This window comes from Methylobacterium sp. E-065, from assembly GCF_022829605.1.
Taxonomy (GTDB): Bacteria; Pseudomonadota; Alphaproteobacteria; order Rhizobiales; family Beijerinckiaceae; genus Methylobacterium.
The window spans coordinates 1-17,129 of record NZ_JAKSYD010000016.1; the positions used below are offsets into that span (position 1 = coordinate 1).

At 69.2% G+C, this 17,129-nt stretch carries 18 protein-coding genes and 1 pseudogene; 13 read left to right on the forward strand and 6 right to left on the reverse strand.

Annotation, left to right across the window (positions count from 1 at the left end):
* Positions 1 to 737, forward strand: a 737-nt coding sequence (locus MKK84_RS00795) for an outer membrane protein (protein WP_243916135.1), incomplete at its 5' end; no start/stop codon positions are given.
* 230 nt (positions 738 to 967) lie between these two features.
* Positions 968 to 1,720, forward strand: a complete 753-nt coding sequence (locus tag MKK84_RS00800) for a DUF2076 domain-containing protein (RefSeq protein WP_243916136.1) — start codon at positions 968 to 970, stop codon at positions 1,718 to 1,720.
* A 90-nt stretch (positions 1,721 to 1,810) separates the two neighbouring features.
* Here the strand turns inward: MKK84_RS00800 and MKK84_RS00805 are convergent, their stop codons facing one another.
* On the reverse strand, positions 1,811 to 2,626 hold the full coding sequence (locus MKK84_RS00805) for a L,D-transpeptidase (RefSeq protein WP_243916137.1): 816 nt from the start codon (positions 2,624 to 2,626) through the stop codon (positions 1,811 to 1,813).
* Positions 2,627 to 2,916: 290 nt separating this feature from the next.
* Between MKK84_RS00805 and MKK84_RS00810 the strand changes: the two genes are divergently transcribed.
* The 6 genes from MKK84_RS00810 (at position 2,917) to MKK84_RS00835 (ending at position 8,400) form a co-directional block, all read left to right on the forward strand.
* The gene (locus MKK84_RS00810; protein WP_243916228.1) at positions 2,917 to 3,627 is read left to right on the forward strand and encodes a protein phosphatase CheZ; all 711 of its coding nucleotides are present in this window, start codon (positions 2,917 to 2,919) and stop codon (positions 3,625 to 3,627) included.
* 80 nt (positions 3,628 to 3,707) lie between these two features.
* Entirely contained in the window at positions 3,708 to 5,774 is a 2,067-nt protein-coding gene (gene uvrC / locus MKK84_RS00815) for an excinuclease ABC subunit UvrC (protein ID WP_243916138.1), read from the forward strand.
* A gap of 73 nt (positions 5,775 to 5,847) precedes the next feature.
* Positions 5,848 to 6,447 carry a CDP-diacylglycerol--glycerol-3-phosphate 3-phosphatidyltransferase gene (gene pgsA, locus MKK84_RS00820; protein ID WP_243916229.1) on the forward strand — a complete coding sequence of 200 codons (600 nt, stop codon included), beginning with the start codon at positions 5,848 to 5,850 and terminating at the stop codon, positions 6,445 to 6,447.
* Between the two features lie 48 nt (positions 6,448 to 6,495).
* Complete coding sequence (gene moaD, locus MKK84_RS00825; protein ID WP_243916139.1) at positions 6,496 to 6,747, forward strand: molybdopterin converting factor subunit 1; 252 nt, start codon at positions 6,496 to 6,498, stop codon at positions 6,745 to 6,747.
* A 223-nt stretch (positions 6,748 to 6,970) separates the two neighbouring features.
* Entirely contained in the window at positions 6,971 to 7,201 is a 231-nt protein-coding gene (locus MKK84_RS00830) for a hypothetical protein (protein ID WP_243916140.1), read from the forward strand.
* A 185-nt stretch (positions 7,202 to 7,386) separates the two neighbouring features.
* Positions 7,387 to 8,400, forward strand: a complete 1,014-nt coding sequence (locus MKK84_RS00835) for a DMT family transporter (RefSeq protein WP_243916141.1) — start codon at positions 7,387 to 7,389, stop codon at positions 8,398 to 8,400.
* On the opposite strand, the gene MKK84_RS00840 is transcribed toward MKK84_RS00835, so the two are convergent.
* Positions 8,373 to 9,149 carry an SDR family NAD(P)-dependent oxidoreductase gene (locus MKK84_RS00840; protein WP_243916142.1) on the reverse strand — a complete coding sequence of 259 codons (777 nt, stop codon included), beginning with the start codon at positions 9,147 to 9,149 and terminating at the stop codon, positions 8,373 to 8,375. The two genes, MKK84_RS00835 and MKK84_RS00840, sit on opposite strands and share 28 nt — an antisense overlap.
* A 255-nt stretch (positions 9,150 to 9,404) precedes the next feature.
* Between MKK84_RS00840 and MKK84_RS00845 the strand changes: the two genes are divergently transcribed.
* Positions 9,405 to 9,818 (forward strand): flagellar biosynthesis repressor FlbT, encoded by a 414-nt coding sequence (locus tag MKK84_RS00845; protein ID WP_243916143.1) that lies wholly within the window; start codon positions 9,405 to 9,407, stop codon positions 9,816 to 9,818.
* Positions 9,819 to 9,831: 13 nt separating this feature from the next.
* Here MKK84_RS00845 and flaF read toward each other — a convergent pair whose 3' ends face one another.
* The 4 genes from flaF to MKK84_RS00870 all read right to left on the reverse strand — a co-directional run bounded on the left by flaF (position 9,832) and on the right by MKK84_RS00870 (position 11,815).
* Positions 9,832 to 10,203, reverse strand: coding sequence for a flagellar biosynthesis regulator FlaF (gene flaF, locus MKK84_RS00850; protein WP_243916144.1), 372 nt, complete (start codon positions 10,201 to 10,203; stop codon positions 9,832 to 9,834).
* A gap of 412 nt (positions 10,204 to 10,615) precedes the next feature.
* The gene (locus tag MKK84_RS00860) at positions 10,616 to 10,756 is read right to left on the reverse strand and encodes a hypothetical protein (RefSeq protein ID WP_243916146.1); all 141 of its coding nucleotides are present in this window, start codon (positions 10,754 to 10,756) and stop codon (positions 10,616 to 10,618) included.
* Positions 10,757 to 10,844: 88 nt separating this feature from the next.
* Positions 10,845 to 11,180, reverse strand: a complete 336-nt coding sequence (locus tag MKK84_RS00865) for a hypothetical protein (protein WP_243916147.1) — start codon at positions 11,178 to 11,180, stop codon at positions 10,845 to 10,847.
* Between the two features lie 125 nt (positions 11,181 to 11,305).
* Positions 11,306 to 11,815, reverse strand: a complete 510-nt coding sequence (locus MKK84_RS00870) for a metallophosphoesterase (protein WP_243916148.1) — start codon at positions 11,813 to 11,815, stop codon at positions 11,306 to 11,308.
* A gap of 180 nt (positions 11,816 to 11,995) precedes the next feature.
* Between MKK84_RS00870 and MKK84_RS00875 the strand changes: the two genes are divergently transcribed.
* From MKK84_RS00875 to MKK84_RS00890, 4 genes and pseudogenes are all read left to right on the forward strand, one after another.
* Entirely contained in the window at positions 11,996 to 12,715 is a 720-nt protein-coding gene (locus MKK84_RS00875; RefSeq protein ID WP_243916230.1) for a cytochrome c biogenesis CcdA family protein, read from the forward strand.
* Positions 12,716 to 12,749: 34 nt separating this feature from the next.
* Positions 12,750 to 13,796, forward strand: a pseudogene (gene selD / locus MKK84_RS00880) (selenide, water dikinase SelD).
* 99 nt (positions 13,797 to 13,895) lie between these two features.
* Entirely contained in the window at positions 13,896 to 15,875 is a 1,980-nt protein-coding gene (locus MKK84_RS00885) for a glycosyltransferase (protein WP_243916149.1), read from the forward strand.
* The gene (locus MKK84_RS00890; RefSeq protein ID WP_243916150.1) at positions 15,872 to 16,987 is read left to right on the forward strand and encodes a glycosyltransferase; all 1,116 of its coding nucleotides are present in this window, start codon (positions 15,872 to 15,874) and stop codon (positions 16,985 to 16,987) included. Before MKK84_RS00885 ends, MKK84_RS00890 begins: the two co-directional genes overlap by 4 nt.
* Positions 16,988 to 17,129 lie beyond the last annotated feature (142 nt).

Sequence of the window (17,129 nt, forward strand, 5' to 3'; positions counted from 1 at the left end):
TCCCGGTGTTCACCTGGACCGGCGCCTACTTCGGTATCAACGCCGGCTACGCCTTCGACGCCAGCAGCCGCTCCAACAATTCGACCTTCGTCGTGCCGGGCGGTGTCGGCCTGACCAACGGCCCGGCCGCCGTCGCCACCTTCCGCAACCGCAGCCAGGACGGCTTCTCCGGCGGCGCCCAGGTCGGCTACAACTATCAGTTCACCCCGGGCTCCGGCGTGGTCGTCGGCATCGAGGCCGACGCCCAGTACCTCGACTTCGGCCGCAGCCGGAACAACGCCTTCATCAACGGCGCCCTCGCCCCCGGCTACTACGTCACCGACCCGCGCGGCCTGTCGAGCCTCGACTACTTCGGCACCGTGCGCGGCCGCCTCGGCTACGCCTTCGACCGCACCCTCGTGTACGGCACCGGCGGCTTCGCCTACGGCTCGGGCAGCGCTGACCGCTCCTTCGGTGGCTACGCCGGCAACGACAGCTTCCGCACCGGCTACGCGGTCGGCGGCGGCATCGAGTACGCGCTCCCCACCGACTCGTTCCTGAACTTCTTCCGCTCCTCGGCCGTGACGCTCAAGGTCGAAGGCCTGTACGTCAACCTCGACCGCAACACCCGCAACCAGGGCGCGTTCGTCATCAACGCCGCCAACAACTTCCCCGTCGTCACCAGCGGCGTCGGTCGCCGCTCCGACGAGTTCGCCGTCGTCCGCGCCGGCCTGAACTACAAGTTCGGCTCGTACTAAGACCGAGCATCGGCGCGGTCTCGACCGCGCCGGTCCTTCGGGGCACTCGTGATCTGACACGTCGAAGAAGCCCGGCCACAAGCCGGGCTTCTCGCGTTTCGGCAGGATCATCGGCAAGATCAGATGAAGTTTTCGCAAGGACCCCTGACAAAGCGTCGCCGCACTCCCATGTCGTGTCAGCCATGCGGCGCGTTCGGGCCCGCGGGTTACGATTCGAGGAGGACGACTCCATGAACAGCGAAGAACGCGACGTCATCTCGGGAATCTTCCAGCGCCTGGAGAAGGCGCAATCGCAGCCCCGCGACGCGGAGGCCGAGCGCTTCATCGCCGACAAGATCCGCGCGCAGCCCTACGCGCCATACGCGATGGCGCAGCTGGTCTATGTGCAGGAAGAGGCGATCAAGAGCCTGAACCAGCAGCTTGAGCAGGCGCGCAGCCAGGGCGCGCAGGCGCAGTCCTCCGGCGGCGGCGGCTTCCTGTCGAGCATCTTCGGTGGCGGCGGCAGCCAGCGCCAGGAGCCGCAGCTGGGCTACGCGCAGCAGCGGCCGTCCGGCCAGCCCTGGGGCAACGCGGCCCCGCCTCAGCAAGGCTACCCCCAGCAGGGATACCCGCAGCAGGGTTATCCGCAGCAGCAGGGCGGTCCGTGGGGCGGCCAGCCGCAGGCTCCGGCGCGCGGCGGCGGCTTCCTCGCCTCGGCGCTCCCGATGGCAGCCGGCGCGGCCGGCGGCATGCTGCTCGGTAGCGCCCTCTCGAACGCTTTCGCAGGTGGCCATTCCAGCCTTGGCAGCGCCGCGGCGGCCGGCCTCGGCGGGGGCGGCGAGACGGTCGTCAACAATTACTACGGTGACGGCGGCAACCAGGATCTCGGCTCGGCCCTCGACAACAGCGGCGGGGGCGGCGACTTCCAGGATGCAAGCTTCAGCGATCCGAGCAGTGATTTCGGCGGCGACATGGGCGGCGGCGACGACAGTGACTGGACTTGATCGTCGACAAACGAAACGTCCAAAGGCCCGGTCGTGCTCAGGCACGGCCGGGCCTCTTCTCTTGCGCGCAGCATCGATGCGCGTCAGGCCTCAGAGAACCTCGACGCGCGTTCCGACGGGGACGCGCTCGTACAGATCGATGACGTCGTCGTTCATCATCCGGATGCAGCCCGACGAGACCGACTGCCCGATCGTGGTCGGCTCGTTGGTCCCGTGGATCCGGTAGAGCGACGAGCCGAGATAGAGCGCCCGGGCGCCGAGCGGATTCGCCGGCCCGCCCGCCATGTGGCGCGGCAGGTCCGGGCGGCGGGCCAACATCTCGGACGGGGGTGTCCAATCCGGCCATTCGGCCTTGCGGCTGACGGTCTTCAGACCGCTCCAGGCGAAGCCCGGCCGGCCGACTCCGATGCCGTAGCGCAGGGCGCGCTGCCCGGACTGCACGAGGTAGAGGTGCTTTCCGGTTGTGTCGATCACGATCGTCCCGGGCCTCTGCCGACCGGTGAACGCCACCTCCTGGCGCTGATACTCCACCGACACCGCGCGAGCGATCCGGCTGGGATCGGCCTGGGATGCACCGTAGGCGGCCGCTTGCGCTGCCCCGTAAGCCTGCGCCGGCGTCGCATAAGCCTGGACCGGCGCCGCGTAGGCCTGTGGCGCTTCGGGCTCCGCGGGCAGCAGCTCGCCGGTATAGGGCTCGACCCGCTGCGCACCCATGACCCGTCGCGGTTGCGCGGCACGCTGCGGCCAAGCTCGGCCGGCGTTGCCTGCACCGCCGCCGGTGACGAGATACTCGATCAGGCCGCCACCGTAGCCACCTTCGCTGTAGCGCGCCTGCTGCGCCTGGACGGGTGCGCTCCAGAGCGAGACGGCCGTCGCCGCCCAGAGACACAGTCGGACACCGCGCATCGTACCCTGCTCCCGAAACCCGGCTTTCAATCCCGGCGCCTGGACGATTGGACTCGCTTTCCCCGAATCAGGTGAACGAACGTGGTGAATCCCGACGCGACACCGGTCCATCCCGTCCCGGCGCTAAGCAGCGTGAATCCGTGGTAAAGTGGCCGCGCTGCCGCTCCCGCACGAAACCTGACGGCAAAGAGCTCCGCGTTGCGGCTTGAGGCAAGCTTGGCAGTCACAGTCCGTCAACCGATATGTTAGACACTGGCGAACAGGCACCCTGAACGTCGACGTCCCGGATGATGACCCAGAAGCGCTACCGCATCGAAGACAGCCTCGGGCTTGCCGCAGCGCCGCCATCGGCTCCTCCCGCGTCGAACGAGCGCCTGGAGGAGATCTTCTCCGCCATCCAGGATCTGCGCCGCATCACGCAGATGAGTGCCAGCGAGACCATCGAAGCCTGCCGGCGCGACCTGCATGAGGCGCTGGCGATGCGCTCCGAGCTGGACGTGATGAAGGAGGCCATCACCCGCACCAAGTCGGAATTGGCCACGCTCCATCGGACCGAGTACAGCGGCAAGGGCATGCGCCGGGCGGCCGACGAGCTCGACGCGGTGGTCGATTCGACCGAGCGCGCCACGACGCAGCTCCTCGGTGCGATCGAGGAAATCGAGAGCCATGCCGGCATGCTCAACGCGGCGACGCTGCCGCCGGGCATGAAGCAGCACGTCGACGTGATCCTGGAGCGGGTAATCTCGGCCTACGAGGCCTGCAACTTTCAGGATCTGACCGGGCAGCGGATCAACAAGATCGTCGGCGTGATGAAGTTCATCGAGGAGCACCTCGATCGGCTCATCGACACGTGGTCGGAGCTGGACAGCTTCAAGGAACTCATCGCCGTGATGCCGGTCTCGACCGCCCTAGACGATGAGAGCAGCCTGCTCAACGGGCCGAAGCTCGATCACGATATCGGCCACGTCGACCAGAGCGACATCGACTCGCTGTTCGACTAAATCGGCGTCCGTCAGGCGGCACGCCAAATTTATTCGCCGCCCCCGTCCCGCTCGGGGGCGGGAAGGCTTAAATCGGAGGGATGAGCCGCAGAGCCCTCTCAGACCTGCCCCCCGACACGTTCGACGACGGCCGCGACGCCGAGCGGGACGAAACCGCCGACGCGCCTGAGGCCGGGACGCCGGACGACACGGCGGCGGAGATCGATTTTGATTTCGAGCCGGGTGCCGTCGAAGCGGGCACCGAGGTGATCCGCCGCTTTTGGTCGACGCTACCGGGCTCGCCGGGCGTCTACCGGATGTTCGATCATCGCGGCGACGTCCTCTACGTCGGCAAGGCCAAGAACCTGAAGGCCCGCGTCGGCTCCTACGCCCGCGGTCAGGCGCATTCGAACCGCATCGCCCGGATGATCTCGCAGACGGCGGCGATGGAGTTCGTCACCACCGCGACCGAGACCGAGGCGCTGCTGCTGGAAGCCAACCTGATCAAGCAATTGAAGCCCCGCTTCAACGTGCTGATGCGGGACGACAAGTCGTTCCCCTACATCCTGGTCACCGATGACGGCCCGGCCCCGCAGATCGTGAAGCATCGCGGCGCCCGGCGGCGGAAGGGCAATTATTACGGGCCCTTCGCCAGCGTCTGGGCGGTGAACCGGACGGTGAACGCCCTGCAGCGCGCCTTCCTGCTGCGCACCTGCACCGACAGCTACTACGAGAACCGCAGCCGGCCCTGCCTGCTCTACCAGATCAAGCGCTGCTCCGGCCCCTGCACGGGCGAGATCGCGACGGAGGATTACGCCGCCATGGCGGATTCGGCGCGCGCCTTCCTGGCCGGCAAGTCGAACGCGGTGAAGGATCGGATGCGTACCGAGATGCAGACGGCTTCCGAGGCCATGGAGTTCGAGCGGGCCGCCCGCTTTCGTGACCGGATCGCCGCACTCTCGGCGATCCAGGGGGTGCAGGGCGTCAACACCCAGGGTGTGGAGGAGGCGGACGTGTTCGCCCTCGACGATCAGGCCGGGCAGTTCTGCATCGAGGTGTTCTTCTTCCGGAACTTCCAGAACTGGGGCAACCGGGCCTATTTCCCGAAGGCCGACCGGACCATGACGGCCGACGAGGTGCTGGGCTCGTTCATCAGCCAGTTCTACGACGACAAGCCGGCGCCGCGCACGGTCCTGACCAGCCACGCGATCGAGGATGCCGAGCTCGTGGCCGCCGCCCTGTCGAGTCGCGTGGAGTATCGGGTCGAGCTTCACCGGCCGCTCCGCGGCGAGCGCAAGAACCTCGTGGACTACGCCCAGCGCAACGCCAAGGAGGCACTGGCCCGCCGCCTCGCCGACACCGCCTCGCAGGGCAAGCTGCTCACGGCGTTGGGCCAAGCCTTCGGGATGGACAAGGCGCCGCGCCGGATCGAGGTCTACGACAACTCGCACATCATGGGCACGAACGCGGTCGGCGGCATGATCGTCGCCGGCCCCACGGGCTTCATGAAGACGCATTACCGCACGTTCAACATCAAGTCCGAGGAGCTCACTCCGGGGGACGATTACGGCATGATGCGCGAGGTGCTGCAGCGCCGCTTCAAGCGGCTGGTCAAGGAGGCGCCGCGCACCGCCCAGGAGGCGGAGGTCGCGGCCGCCGAGGGCGGCATACCGGAGCCCGTCCCGGCCCCCGCCGAGGAGAGCGAAGCCTTCCCGGCCTGGCCGGACCTCGTGCTCATCGACGGCGGCAAGGGCCAGCTCGACGCCGCACGGGCGGCCCTCGACGCGGTCGGCGTGACGGACGTGCCGCTGATCGGCGTCGCCAAGGGTCGCGACCGGGATGCCGGACGGGAGACGTTTTTCGTCCCCGGCCGGCCGCCGTTCAAGCTTCCGCCGCGCGATCCGACGCTCTACTTCGTGCAGCGACTCCGCGACGAGGCCCACCGCTTCGCCATCGGAACCCACCGGGCCAAGCGCAAACGTGAGATGGTGAGGAATCCCTTGGACGAGATTGCCGGCATCGGCCCGAGCCGCAAGCGTGCGCTGCTGCACCATTTCGGAACCGTGAAGGCGATCGAGCGCGCCGCCTTCGAGGATCTGGCCAAGACCCCCGGCGTGAACGCCGCTACGGCGCGGGCCGTCTACGACTTCTTCCATGCCGGCACCTGAGAACCCCGGCGCCATGGCCGAGCCGAACACAGAAGCGTTGACGCCCGGGCCGGGCTCTGATTTCACCCCGACCATGAACGCCGTCCTTCCCCGACGACGGTCGCCGGCCTGGACGCTCGCGAACTGCCTGACCTACGGGCGCCTCGTCGCGGTACCGGTGATGGTCGCGCTGCTGTTCTGGCCCGAATCTCACACCGCCCGGTGGACGGCGCTGGGGGTGTTCGTGGTGGCCGCGATCACGGACTACCTGGACGGGTATGTCGCGCGGACCTACCACCAGAGTTCGGCGCTCGGCCGGATGCTCGATCCGATCGCCGACAAGCTGCTGGTCTCGGCATGCCTGCTGATGCTGGCGGCCGATCACACGATCATCGGCTCCAGCGTCTGGGCGGCGATCGTGATCCTGTGCCGCGAGGTGCTGGTCTCCGGCCTGCGGGAATATCTGGCTGAGCTGAAGGTCGGCGTGCCGGTGAGCAAGATCGCCAAGTGGAAGACGACCGTGCAGCTCGTGGCGCTCGGCTTCCTCGTCGCCGGCCCAGCCGGCGAGACGGTGCTGCCGGGGACGGAGCAGATCGGCATCGCGCTCTTGTGGCTCGCCGCGGTGCTCACGATCTGGACCGGCTGGGACTATATGCGGGCCGGGATCAAGCACGTCATCGACGATCCGCGCTGACGGGCCGGACTGCGCTTCCCGTCCCCTGACGCGTTACGGTGTGATCCGATGAAGCTCGTCTATTTCGCCTGGGTCCGTGAGCGGATCGGCCGGCCCGAGGAAGAGCTGACGCCCCCGCCGGCGGTCGGCACCGTGGCCGATCTCGTCACATGGCTTCGGGGGCGCGGCGAGGAATACGCCTATGCGTTCGAGGATCCGGGCGTGGTGCGTGCCGCGATCGACCGGGTCCACGCCAAGCCGGATGCGGTGATCACGGGCGCGCGCGAGATCGCCTTCTTCCCGCCGATGACGGGCGGCTGACGGCCAGCTACGGTCTCGGCGCCGGTAGTCTTCGCGGATTTGCGCCGGCCCGGGCCCCGGCCTCTATGGAGCCGTCGCTCCGGCTGTCCCCCATGCCGAACGGCGCGCGGACCGAGCCAAGTTGTTTACGGGTTCGGTCCGTTTCACGGGTCTCTCGATCGGCGGAACGCTTAAGCTGCGATTGCCGTTATTCGGTGCCGAATTCCGGTACTGGAGCCCCCGAATGCGCACTGCACTGCTCGCCACCGCCGCTCTGTTGAGTGTCTGCGCCTCCGCGCAGGCTCAGACCACCGTGATCGAACGCGACAGCCCCGCCGTCGTCGTCGAGCGCCCGGCCACCGAGTCGAAGTCCGTCACCGTCCACGACCACGGCGACGGCTGCGTCAGCAAGACGGTGCGCAAGGAGAACGACATGGGTGATTCCAAGACGGTGAAGAAGGAGTCGTGCGACTGAGGCACGGTTCGGCGCCGGTGCGGTTTCTTCCGCCCGGCGCCCCAGATTGAGCTCATCGCAAAGGACCGCCACGCCACGACGGGCGGTCGACGGCAATTTCTTCGATCACGTTCGAGCGCAAGAACCGCGTTGCGGCGCCGATCAGCCAAGCCTCAAGCTTACTCCGAATTGATCGGAGATTCGCCATGTGGGCCACCGGCACGCATAGGATGACGGCGACCGAATGGGCGTTGCTCGTCGGCCTGTCGATCCTCTGGGGCGGCTCGTTCTTCTTCACCCTTGTGGCGCTCGCCGCTCTCCCGCCGTTCACATTGGTCGCCCTGCGGGTCGGACTCGCTGCCCTCGCGCTCAACCCCGTCCTCGCACTGAGTGGAACGTCCCTCCCGCGCGAACGGGCGATCTGGGTGGCCTTCCTGGGTATAGGCCTCCTCAACAACGCCGTGCCGTTCAGCCTCATCGTCTGGGGACAGACGCAGATCGCCTCCGGGCTCGCCGCGATTCTCAACGCCACGACACCGCTCTTCACTGTCGCGATGGCGCATTGGACGACGGCTGACGAGCGGATGACCGGCCATCGGCTTGCGGGCGTCGTCATCGGTTTCATCGGCGTGGCCGTGATGGTCGGGCCCGATGCGCTGGCCGGCCTCGGCAGCACGGTCCTGGCGCAACTGGCGGTGCTCGGCGCCGCCCTGTCGTACGGGGCCGCGAGCATATTCGGCCGGCGCTTCAGGCGGATGGCGGTTACACCGCTGACCGTGGCGACCGGACAGGTCACCGCATCGACGCTGTTGATTCTGCCCATCGCGCTGGTGATCGATCGACCCTGGACCCTGACGATGCCCGGCCCGACCGTCTGGTGTGCAGTGCTCGGCGCGGCGCTGCTGTCCACGGCCCTGGCCTACATCGTGTTCTTCCGGGTCCTGGCGACGGCCGGAGCGACCAACATTTCCCTCGTCACCTTCCTGATCCGGGTTTCCGCGATCCTGCTCGACGCCCTGGTCCTGGGTGAGCGCCTCGACCCCCGGCATGGCGTCGGCATGGCTCTGATCGCCGCGGGGCTCGCGGCGATCGACGGGCGTATTCTCGATCGCCGGATCTGGTTCACCGGTCCGCGCGCGGCGACCGGGCACGGACCCGATCGGGATCGTAACGGTGCCGAGGCGGCACGCCTTCAGCGCCAGCCGGCATCCACGAAATAGCCGTGCCCCGTGCACATCCGCGCGTCGTCCGAGGCCAGGAACAGGACCAGAGCGGCGACGTCGGCGGGCTGGATCCGCCCGTCGAGGCATTGCGCCGCGACGATCTCGGCCTCACCCTCCGGCGTGTACCACTTCTCCTGGCGTGGGGTCTGGACGTTGCCGGGCACGATGGTCGCCACCCGGATGCCGTCGCGGCCGAGATCGCGCGCGAGCGCCCGCGTCATCCCCTCGATCGCCGCCTTGGCGGTCTGATAGACCGGCATGTTCCTCGAGCCCAGGTGCCAGCTGATCGAGCCGAAGTTCAGGATCACCCCGCCGCCGGCTCGTTGCATGCCCGGCACGGCCGCCTGAGCGGCGAAGAACAGGTGGCGCAGGTTCACGGCCATCCGGTCGTCCCAATAGGCCGGCGTCACCTCCTCGAGACTGTGGCGGTCGTCGTTGCCGGCGTTGTTCACCAGAACATCCAGGCCGCCCAGGGCCGCTTCGGCCTCGGCCACGAGGCGGCGGACCGCCTCGACGTCGGTCAAATCGCAACGCCGATAGAGCGGTGCGTGCGCCGGCGCCGGGGCGAGACGCGCGACCAGCGCGGCGGCGGCATCGTCCGCGACGTCGCAGAAGACCACGCGGGCGCCCTGCCCTACGAAAGCCTCCACGAGCCCGGCCCCGATCCCGGACGCGCCACCGGTCACCAGCACGCGCTTGTCCCTCAGGCTCGGATAGAGGGCGCGGCCCTCGGACGATGCCGACATCAGACAATCCCTCCCAACACGTCCGCGACCGGACCGGGACTTGTCTGAGTTTTAGCATGCTGGCGGCGCCTCGCAATGCGGACGTTCTTTCGGCGGGTTCGTGAAACGTTAACGACTGACAAATCAGAACAGCGTGTCGCTCCGAGCCGCTCCCGATCGCAGCGCGATTAAGGGCGGCGCCGGGCCGTTGCTTCGACACGCTCTCACCGCCGGACATTCAGCGACGGCGGTCAGCGCTCCAGAAAGGACCGCGCGATGCCCCTGCGTCTGGAACTCAAGCCGTTCGAGCGGCTGATCATCAACGGCGCTTTGCTGCGCAACGGCGACCGGCGCTCCACCTTCCTGATCGAGACGCAGTGCAAATTCCTGCGCGAGAGCGAGATCATCACGGAGAGCGAGGCCGATACGGCCTGCAAGCAGCTCCACCTGACGCTGACCGTGATCTACCTCGCCGACGATCCGGCGCAGGGGACGGACCTGTTCTTCCGCCAAGCCACCGACCTGATCCGGCAATCCCCGGCGGCCGCGCCGCAGATCGCGGCGATCGTCGAACAGCTCGAGGCCGGCGAATATTACCGCGCGCTCAAGCTAAGCCGCCGATTGGTCGAATGGGAGAGTGCGGGCCGGACGCCCGCGACGGAGCATCCGGCACCAGCAGCGGCCCCGTAGGAGCCGTCCAGGCTCAGCCCGGATTGCCCTGAAGACCGGCAGCGACCTGATTGTTGATCGAGACGAGCGTGGCGATCTTGTCCGGCGTCGGCGCGATCATCGTGTCGAGGCAGCTTTGCAGCACGAACGCCCCGAGGCGCCCGACACCCTGCTTCACATCGACGGGAAGCGGATTCTGGTCCGCAGTGGCCTCCGAACTGAGGAGGGTCCAGACGCGCTGGTTGTACGACAACGCCTCGTTGACGCGGGCGTGTTCTCCGGTGGCAAGGGCTTGGCTGGCTCCGATCAGGCGCTGCGCGGCCTTCAGCAGAAGCTGGGATTCAGCTTCGCGGGGCGTCAGCGCGCTGTGGGCGGTACGGGCGTAAGCATTGGCGGCTGTGTTCATCGGCGGTGCGGACCCCGGATCAATCCTGCCAGCAAGGCAGGCTTGGCCACAGCTGTCGCAGATCAGGAGTTAAGACAGCGTGAGCGGCAGGTCGGCCATGATAACGCCGGGTTGGACAACGAACACACAGTGTGGCCTGAGAAGCCGGCCCCGGATCACCGCGACGATGTTGAATTTCTTTTTTGGAACCGTGGCCGGAGGCCTCATCGTCGGCGTCTTGACGATCGCGGCCGCCCGGCAACCGGAGGTTCAGGTGCGCCTAGGCCTGAGGCCGGTTTTACCGCCCATGGCCCTGGCGGCGGCCCCAAAGGCACCTGAGCCGGATTGTGGGCGACGCCAGGAGGCGGCTCCGAACGGGGCGGCTCAGGAAATCCTTTTCAACCGCCAGCGCTTCTGGTCGGTCTCGCCGTGATCAAAGCGCGCCGATCAGCACCAAGAGCATCGTCGTCGCGACGGTGGTGCTGACGAAGCCGCACAAGGCGGCGGCGAAGGACGGACCGGTCCGGACAGCGGACGGCTCGAGTGAGGCGGTCGACAGGGTGGCGGGGGTCATCGGCGCAAAACCTTAGAGGCGACATGCGTCGCGCATGACGGGACGTTGCTGCGAACGCGGGCAGCTCGAAGTGCGCGAGCGCACCCGATCAGTCGCAGCGATTGATTTTCTTGGCGATCCGCAGGCCGCGCAGTTCGCTCCGCAGATCGATTGCTACGACGCCCTCGCCGCATTGCTCGAATGCGTCCCGGGCATCGTCGTAGCGGTCGCCAACTTCATCGAGCGTGTCGCAGACACGATCGTGGTTGCCGAGCTGCGCTTCCTGGCGTGCCTGGAAGCGCAGGGCATTCGCCTCGTCGACCTTGCGCTGGGCCTCCAGGCAGGCTGGCAGGGCCAGCGCCGCGGAGGTCAGGGCGAGGCCGGCCAGGAGGCCGGCCAAGGGGCCGGCGAGGCGGCGAAGAAGAGTAGCCGAACTGGCACTCACGGTTACACTCACGCACGCGTTGCAGGGCAGGCCGAACGGGCGCTGCCGGGTTTCCGAGGCAGCGCATGACCACCCCGTCTCTGTGGGCAAAAACGGTGAAGCTGCGGTGAAGGTTCCGGCCGAAATCAGCGCTTGCCCCGCAAGCGTGACGTGAGGATTGCGGGGAGCGTCACGGGCGCCGGGCCCATCGGATCGACGCCGACATCGTACTGCTTGGGCAACGGCTTGAGCTTGCCGTGGCTGTGACCGTGGAGATTGAGCGCGCCCTTGCTCATCCCGTTCCACGTGCGGAACGCGTAGTGGCAGAGCACCACCATCCGGCCCTCGACGGCGAATTCCGCGTAGTGGCGCACTGAGGCCCAGCCGGGCGCCGTGAGGGTGTCTGGCCCGTCGTTGTTGCCGACGATCAAATGTTTCTCGCCGTTGAGGCTGTCGAGGATTTCGTGGATCCGCGTGCCGCTTGGGCCGAGGGCGAAATCGCCGAGGTGCCAGACGATGTCGCCGGGCGCCACCGCGGCGTTCCAGGCCGCGATCAGGCCGGCATCGTGTGCGTCGAGGTCCGGATAAGGCCTGTGATCGAAGCGCAGGGCGCGGGAATCACCGAAATGCGTGTCGCCCGTGAAGAAGATGGTCACCGTTCGGCTCCGCTGCGGCCATGACGCGATCCGCGACCGGATGGCAGCCGAAGCGCGCTGCCCACGGCCGGGTTCCCAAGACGCTATGACACGCGGCCGTGATGCTTGGGCGCGTTGACGCCAGATCCGGCGGCGGCGAAGCCTACCGGCAACGAACATCAACTCGGGAGGACACGCTCGATTATGGGAACGGTGGCTTTCGCGTTCCTGGCCGGGCTGCTGTCGGTGCTGTCGCCCTGCGTGCTGCCGCTCGTGCCGATCGTCCTGGGCACCGCGGCGGCGGAGCACCGGCTCGGACCGCTGGCCCTGGCGGCGGGGCTCGCGATCGCCTTCACGATCATCGGCCTGTTCGTGGCGACCGTCGGCTTCGCCATAGGCCTGGATGGCGACGTGTTCCGCGCCGCCGGCGCGATCCTGATGGTGGGGATGGGGATCGTGCTGATGCTGCCGCGGCTCCAGGCCCGGGTCGCGACCGCGGCCGGTCCGGTCGGTGCCTGGGCCGAGGCACGCTTCGGCGGCGTCGGCCCGGGTGGCCTGTCCGGCCAGTTCGCCGTGGGCCTCCTCCTCGGCGCCGCCTGGAGCCCCTGCATCGGCCCGACCCTCGGCGCCGCTTCGCTGATGGCGGCCCGGGGCGAGCATCTCGGGAGCGTCGCGCTGACGATGCTCGCCTTTGGAATCGGCGCCGCACTGCCGCTGATGCTGCTCGGCTTCGCCTCCCGCGAAGCCCTGATGCGCTGGCGCGGCGGGCTCGCGGCGGCTGGCCGGACCGCAAAGGCGGGCCTGGGCATTCTGCTCGTCGTGCTCGGGCTGCTCGTGCTGACCGGGCTCGACAAGCGCGCGGAGTCGGTCATCGTGGCGGCCTCGCCGGACTGGCTCACCGCGGCCACGACGCGCTACTGACGGGAGCCCGCGCCACCCGGACCGGAGACCCGCCATGACCGATGCCCCCCGTTTATCGAGCCTCGCCCATGGCGGCGGCTGCGGCTGCAAGCTCGATCCGGCGGTCCTGCGCCAGTTGCTGGCCTGACAGCCGGCCGCCGGACCGCTCGAGCGGCTGCTCATCGGCAACGAGACCTCGGATGATGCCGCGGTTTGGGAACTCGACGACGGAACCTGCGTGATCGCTACCACGGACTTCTTCACCCCGATGGTGGACGATCCGGTGGATTTCAACCGGATCGCCGCGACGAACGCCATCTCGGACGTCTACGCCATGGGCGGCAGGCCGATCCTGGCGCTGGCGATTCCCGGCATGCCGCTCGGCAAGATCGAGCCTGAGGTCGTCGCCCGGATCCTCCGCGGCGGCGCCGAGATCTGCACCGAGGCCGGTATCCCGATCGCGGGCGGCCACTCGATCGACACGCCCGAGCTGATCTACGGGCTTGCGGTGATCGGCACCTGCCGCCGGGAGGCCGTGCGCCGCAACGCCGACGCGCTGGCCGGCGACGCGGTCATCCTGACGAAGGCACTGGGGGTCGGCGTCTATTCGGCGGCGATCAAGCGCGAGAAGCTGGACGCGGCCGGCTATCGCGACTTCGTCGCCACCACCACCCTGCTGAACCGGATCGGCCCGGATCTCGCTGCCGAGCCCGCCGTGCACGCGCTCACCGACGTGACCGGCTTCGGCATCCTCGGCCACGGCCTCGAACTCGCCCGGGGCGCTGGCCTGACCTTCCGGCTCGAAGCCGATGCGCTGCCGCTCCTGCCGCAGGCGGCGGCGCTGGCGCAGGACGGCTTCGTCACCGGCGCCTGGCACCGCAACTGGGCCGCGTTCGGCGCCGAAATCGACCTGCCTGCCGATCTTCCGGAGTGGCGCCGCCACCTGCTCACCGATCCGCAGACCTCCGGCGGCCTGCTGGTGACCTGCGCGGCCGACCGGGCGGACGCGATCCTGGCCCGCATCCGCGAGGGCGGGTATCCGGCCGCCGCCCGGATCGGCCGGATGGAGGTGGGCCCAGCCCGGATCCGCGTGGACGCCTGACAGCGGAACGCCTTCTTCCGAGAAGGACCGCGAGAAGCAATCTTCAACATTCGCGTTCAGAGTGCGGCCGGACACGATACCCGCGCCGCCCGAGCCGCCTTGCCCGACGCCTCTTCCCCATCGCCGCCCGCCCACGGCATCGCCGGCTGGCCGTTCGGCCCAGCCTTCACAGGCCCGGCCCGACCCGCCTCGCTGCCCGACGGGCTGCCCTGGCCCCGGATCCGCGTCGTCACCGTGGTTCGGGCCGGAGCGGCCCTTGGTGAGACCGTCGCCTCGGTTCTGCGCCAGGATTATCCCGAGGTCCGGCACGACTTGGTCGCACCCGGAGACGCCGGCCCGACCGTCGCGCGAATCCTGGCCGATCCGACCGTCGAGTACCTGCTCTGGCTCGATGCCGACGATCTCCTCGCCCCCGGCGCGTTGACCGCCCTGGCGTTGGAAGCAGCGCTGACGGGGGCCGACGCAGTGGCGGGCCTGCGCGTCCTGTTCGACACGGCGGTCCAGGGCCTCGACGGCCCGGCTTTCGCGGCGGGGCCGGGGGGGATCGCCTCCATGAGCGGCTCCGTGCTCTGGGCACGCGGATGCCTCGACCCGGCTGCCCTGATCGACGCCGACGGGCTGTTCGACGACGCCGCGATATGGTTCGCGATCCCGGAGGAGGCCCGCCGCTCCATCGGTCGCCCGGTTCTGCTCCACAGGCTGGTGGCGGCGCCGATACCACCGGGCGGCCTGTCCATCGTCTCGCTGACGGGTACCGGGACGCAGGGCGGGGCCGGTGTGGCGCAGCGGCGCGTCGCCGAGGCGCTCGCCCTCGCGGGCCACCGCCTCACCCCGATCGCGCTGAGCGACCGACCCGAAGCGGCCGAGTGGACCGACACCTTCCCGCAGGCCGAGGCGGATATCGCGGCGGCGGCGCCCGATCTTGTCCTGGCCGGTAACCTGCACGGGGCGACCCGCAGCCTCGACGTGATCGCCCGCCTCAGCCAGCGCGGTCCGGTCGCCCTCGTGCTGCACGACCTGTTTCCGCTGACCGGCCGATGCTGCCACCCCCGCGAGTGCGGCCGTGCCGCGCTGGGCTGCGATGCCGCCTGCCCGGGTCCGGACGAGTACCCGCAACTCGCCCCCGGCCGGATCGCCGACATGCATGCCCGCAAGCGCGCCGTCCTGGCCGCCCCGTCAGGTCCGTGGCTGCTCGCGAATTCCGACTGGACGCTGGCGCGCGCCCGGGAACTCGCGCCCCCAGGCACCGTGGCGGAGCCGATCCGGCTCGCCTTCCCGACCGCCGTATTCCGCCCGGGCGATCGCGCGGCGTTGCGCCGCCGGCTCGGCCTGCCGCCCGACGACGTGCTGATCCTGATCTCCGCCGTGATCGTCGATGGCCCCGATAAGGGTTTCGACGACCTGCGCGCCGCCCTTCAAACCGTAGCGCGGCCGGACGTCGGTGTGGTGGCGATCGGCCGGCTGGACGATCCAGCGCGGCTCGGGCTCGCCAACTTGTTCGCGCCGGGGCTGATCGCCGACGAAGAAACATTGGCCGCCTGGTACGGTGCCTGCGATCTCCACGTCACTGCCAGCCGTCACGAGACCCTCGGGCAGACGCCGATCGAGGCCGGCCTGTGCGGGGTGCCAACCCTGGCCTACCGCACCTCCGGGTTGACCTCCTCGGTGATCGACGGCGTGTCGGGTCGCCTTGTCCCCGTCAGACCCGGCGCTCTCGCCGAGGCCCTGGGGGCGCTGGTGGACGATCCAGCGACGCGCGCCCGGCTCGGCGCCTTCGCGCGCATCGCCCTGGAGAGCCGCTACAGCCCGGCCGCCGCCGCGCTGTCGCTGGAGACCGTCCTTCGGCGGCACGGGCTCCGGGATGCGGCGGCAGGACCGCATTTCGCGCCCGCGATGCTCGGTCACTTCCCCTTCGCGGCCGCGCGGCAAGCGGGCGCCGCCGGGACCGTGCCGACGGCCTCGCGGCCGCTCGTGCGCCGCCTGCGGCGTGCCAAGCAGATGGTCCTCGGGCGCCGGATGCCACTCCTCGTGCGCCGCTGCCTCTACTTCGCGGGCCGCCTGCGCCGGAGCCTGCCATGACGGCGCAGCCCGACGGCGCGGCCGCCGGCCGGATCCGGCGGATCTATCTCGACCAGACGCATCTGCGTGGCCCTGTCACCGGCATCGAGCGGGTTACCCTCGACCTGTTCGCCCCGGACACGCTCGCGCCGCATGAGGTCCGGGCGATCACCAGCCGATCGCTGCCGGGCATGATCGCCGCGCAGCACGTGACGCTACCCCTGCACGCGCTGCGGGACCGGGACGCGTTGTTCCTGTTCCCAGGCTTTCCGCCGGGCCCGCTCTGCGCCTTGGCGGCCGAGCGCTGCCTGCTCTACGTGCACGACACCTTCCTACTCACCCGGCTCGAGGATTTGAGCCTGCGCAGCCGGCTCTACATGAGCCCGAGCTTCGCCCTGGCCCTGGGCTGGTGCCCGAACCTGTTCGTCAACAGCCGGACCACAGGCGTGGCCGTGCGCGCCGTCTGCGCGCCGCGTGCCCGCGTCGCGCTGCTTCGCCCGCCGGTGCGCGACACGTTCGGCCTCGGCGACCTGCCGGGGCCGGCTCCCTTCGGGCCGGGCGACACGCTGCGCCTCCTCGCCATCGGGACGATCGAGCCGCGGAAGAATTACCCGGCCGCCCTGGCTCTCACGGCGGCGCTGATCCGCGCTGGAATTCCCGCGGAACTGCATCTGGTCGGCCGGGTCGGCTGGGGCCGTCACGCCTTCCTGGACGATCCGCCACCGTTCCTGCACCGGCACGGCTATCTGTCGGACACAGAACTGCGCGGCCTCGCGGCGTCGTGCCATATTCTGCTGTCGACCTCGAAGGCGGAGGGGCTCGGCCTGCCGCTGCTGGAAGTGCAGCATGGCGGCCTACCCGTTGTGGCGCCGGACGACGCCGTGTTCCGCGAAGTTCTGGGTCACTCCGGCCTGCTGATCCGGCCGGAGGCGCCGGATGCGGCGGCCCGAGCGCTGACGGATTGGATCACCGGGGGCGGTCTGATCCACGCGGCCGAACTCAGCCGGACCAACTTGGCACGCTGGAACGCGGCGGCGGCCGAGGACGGAGTGCGCTTCCGCCGGTTCCTCGCGGGCGACGCCGCGGCCTATGCTGCCCCGGATTCGATCGTCGCCGATCACGGCGACGTGTGAGGTTCGTACGTAGTCCCCGGCGGGCTGGCGGCTTTGATCGCCATAAAGGTGCGGCAGTTTACGTCGTCTCTCACCCCGTCATCTACAGGCTTTCAGCCGCCGAAGACGGCTCAAGGTGAGATTACTTTAGCGGTACACGGAT

Excerpts from the sequence above, each read along its gene's own strand:
- MKK84_RS00810 (WP_243916228.1), top strand. The coding sequence starts at position 2,917 with ATGACCCAGAAGCGCTACCGCATCGAAGACAGCCTCGGGCTTGCCGCA.
- MKK84_RS00890 (WP_243916150.1), top strand. The coding sequence starts at position 15,872 with ATGACGGCGCAGCCCGACGGCGCGGCCGCCGGCCGGATCCGGCGGATC.
- MKK84_RS00830 (WP_243916140.1), top strand. The coding sequence starts at position 6,971 with ATGCGCACTGCACTGCTCGCCACCGCCGCTCTGTTGAGTGTCTGCGCC.
- moaD (WP_243916139.1), top strand. The coding sequence starts at position 6,496 with ATGAAGCTCGTCTATTTCGCCTGGGTCCGTGAGCGGATCGGCCGGCCC.
- MKK84_RS00835 (WP_243916141.1), top strand. The coding sequence starts at position 7,387 with ATGTGGGCCACCGGCACGCATAGGATGACGGCGACCGAATGGGCGTTG.
- uvrC (WP_243916138.1), top strand. The coding sequence starts at position 3,708 with ATGAGCCGCAGAGCCCTCTCAGACCTGCCCCCCGACACGTTCGACGAC.
- MKK84_RS00800 (WP_243916136.1), top strand. The coding sequence starts at position 968 with ATGAACAGCGAAGAACGCGACGTCATCTCGGGAATCTTCCAGCGCCTG.
- MKK84_RS00805 (WP_243916137.1), bottom strand. The coding sequence starts at position 2,626 with ATGCGCGGTGTCCGACTGTGTCTCTGGGCGGCGACGGCCGTCTCGCTC.
- flaF (WP_243916144.1), bottom strand. The coding sequence starts at position 10,203 with ATGAACACAGCCGCCAATGCTTACGCCCGTACCGCCCACAGCGCGCTG.
- pgsA (WP_243916229.1), top strand. The coding sequence starts at position 5,848 with ATGAACGCCGTCCTTCCCCGACGACGGTCGCCGGCCTGGACGCTCGCG.
- MKK84_RS00840 (WP_243916142.1), bottom strand. The coding sequence starts at position 9,149 with ATGTCGGCATCGTCCGAGGGCCGCGCCCTCTATCCGAGCCTGAGGGAC.
- MKK84_RS00845 (WP_243916143.1), top strand. The coding sequence starts at position 9,405 with ATGCCCCTGCGTCTGGAACTCAAGCCGTTCGAGCGGCTGATCATCAAC.
- MKK84_RS00860 (WP_243916146.1), bottom strand. The coding sequence starts at position 10,756 with ATGACCCCCGCCACCCTGTCGACCGCCTCACTCGAGCCGTCCGCTGTC.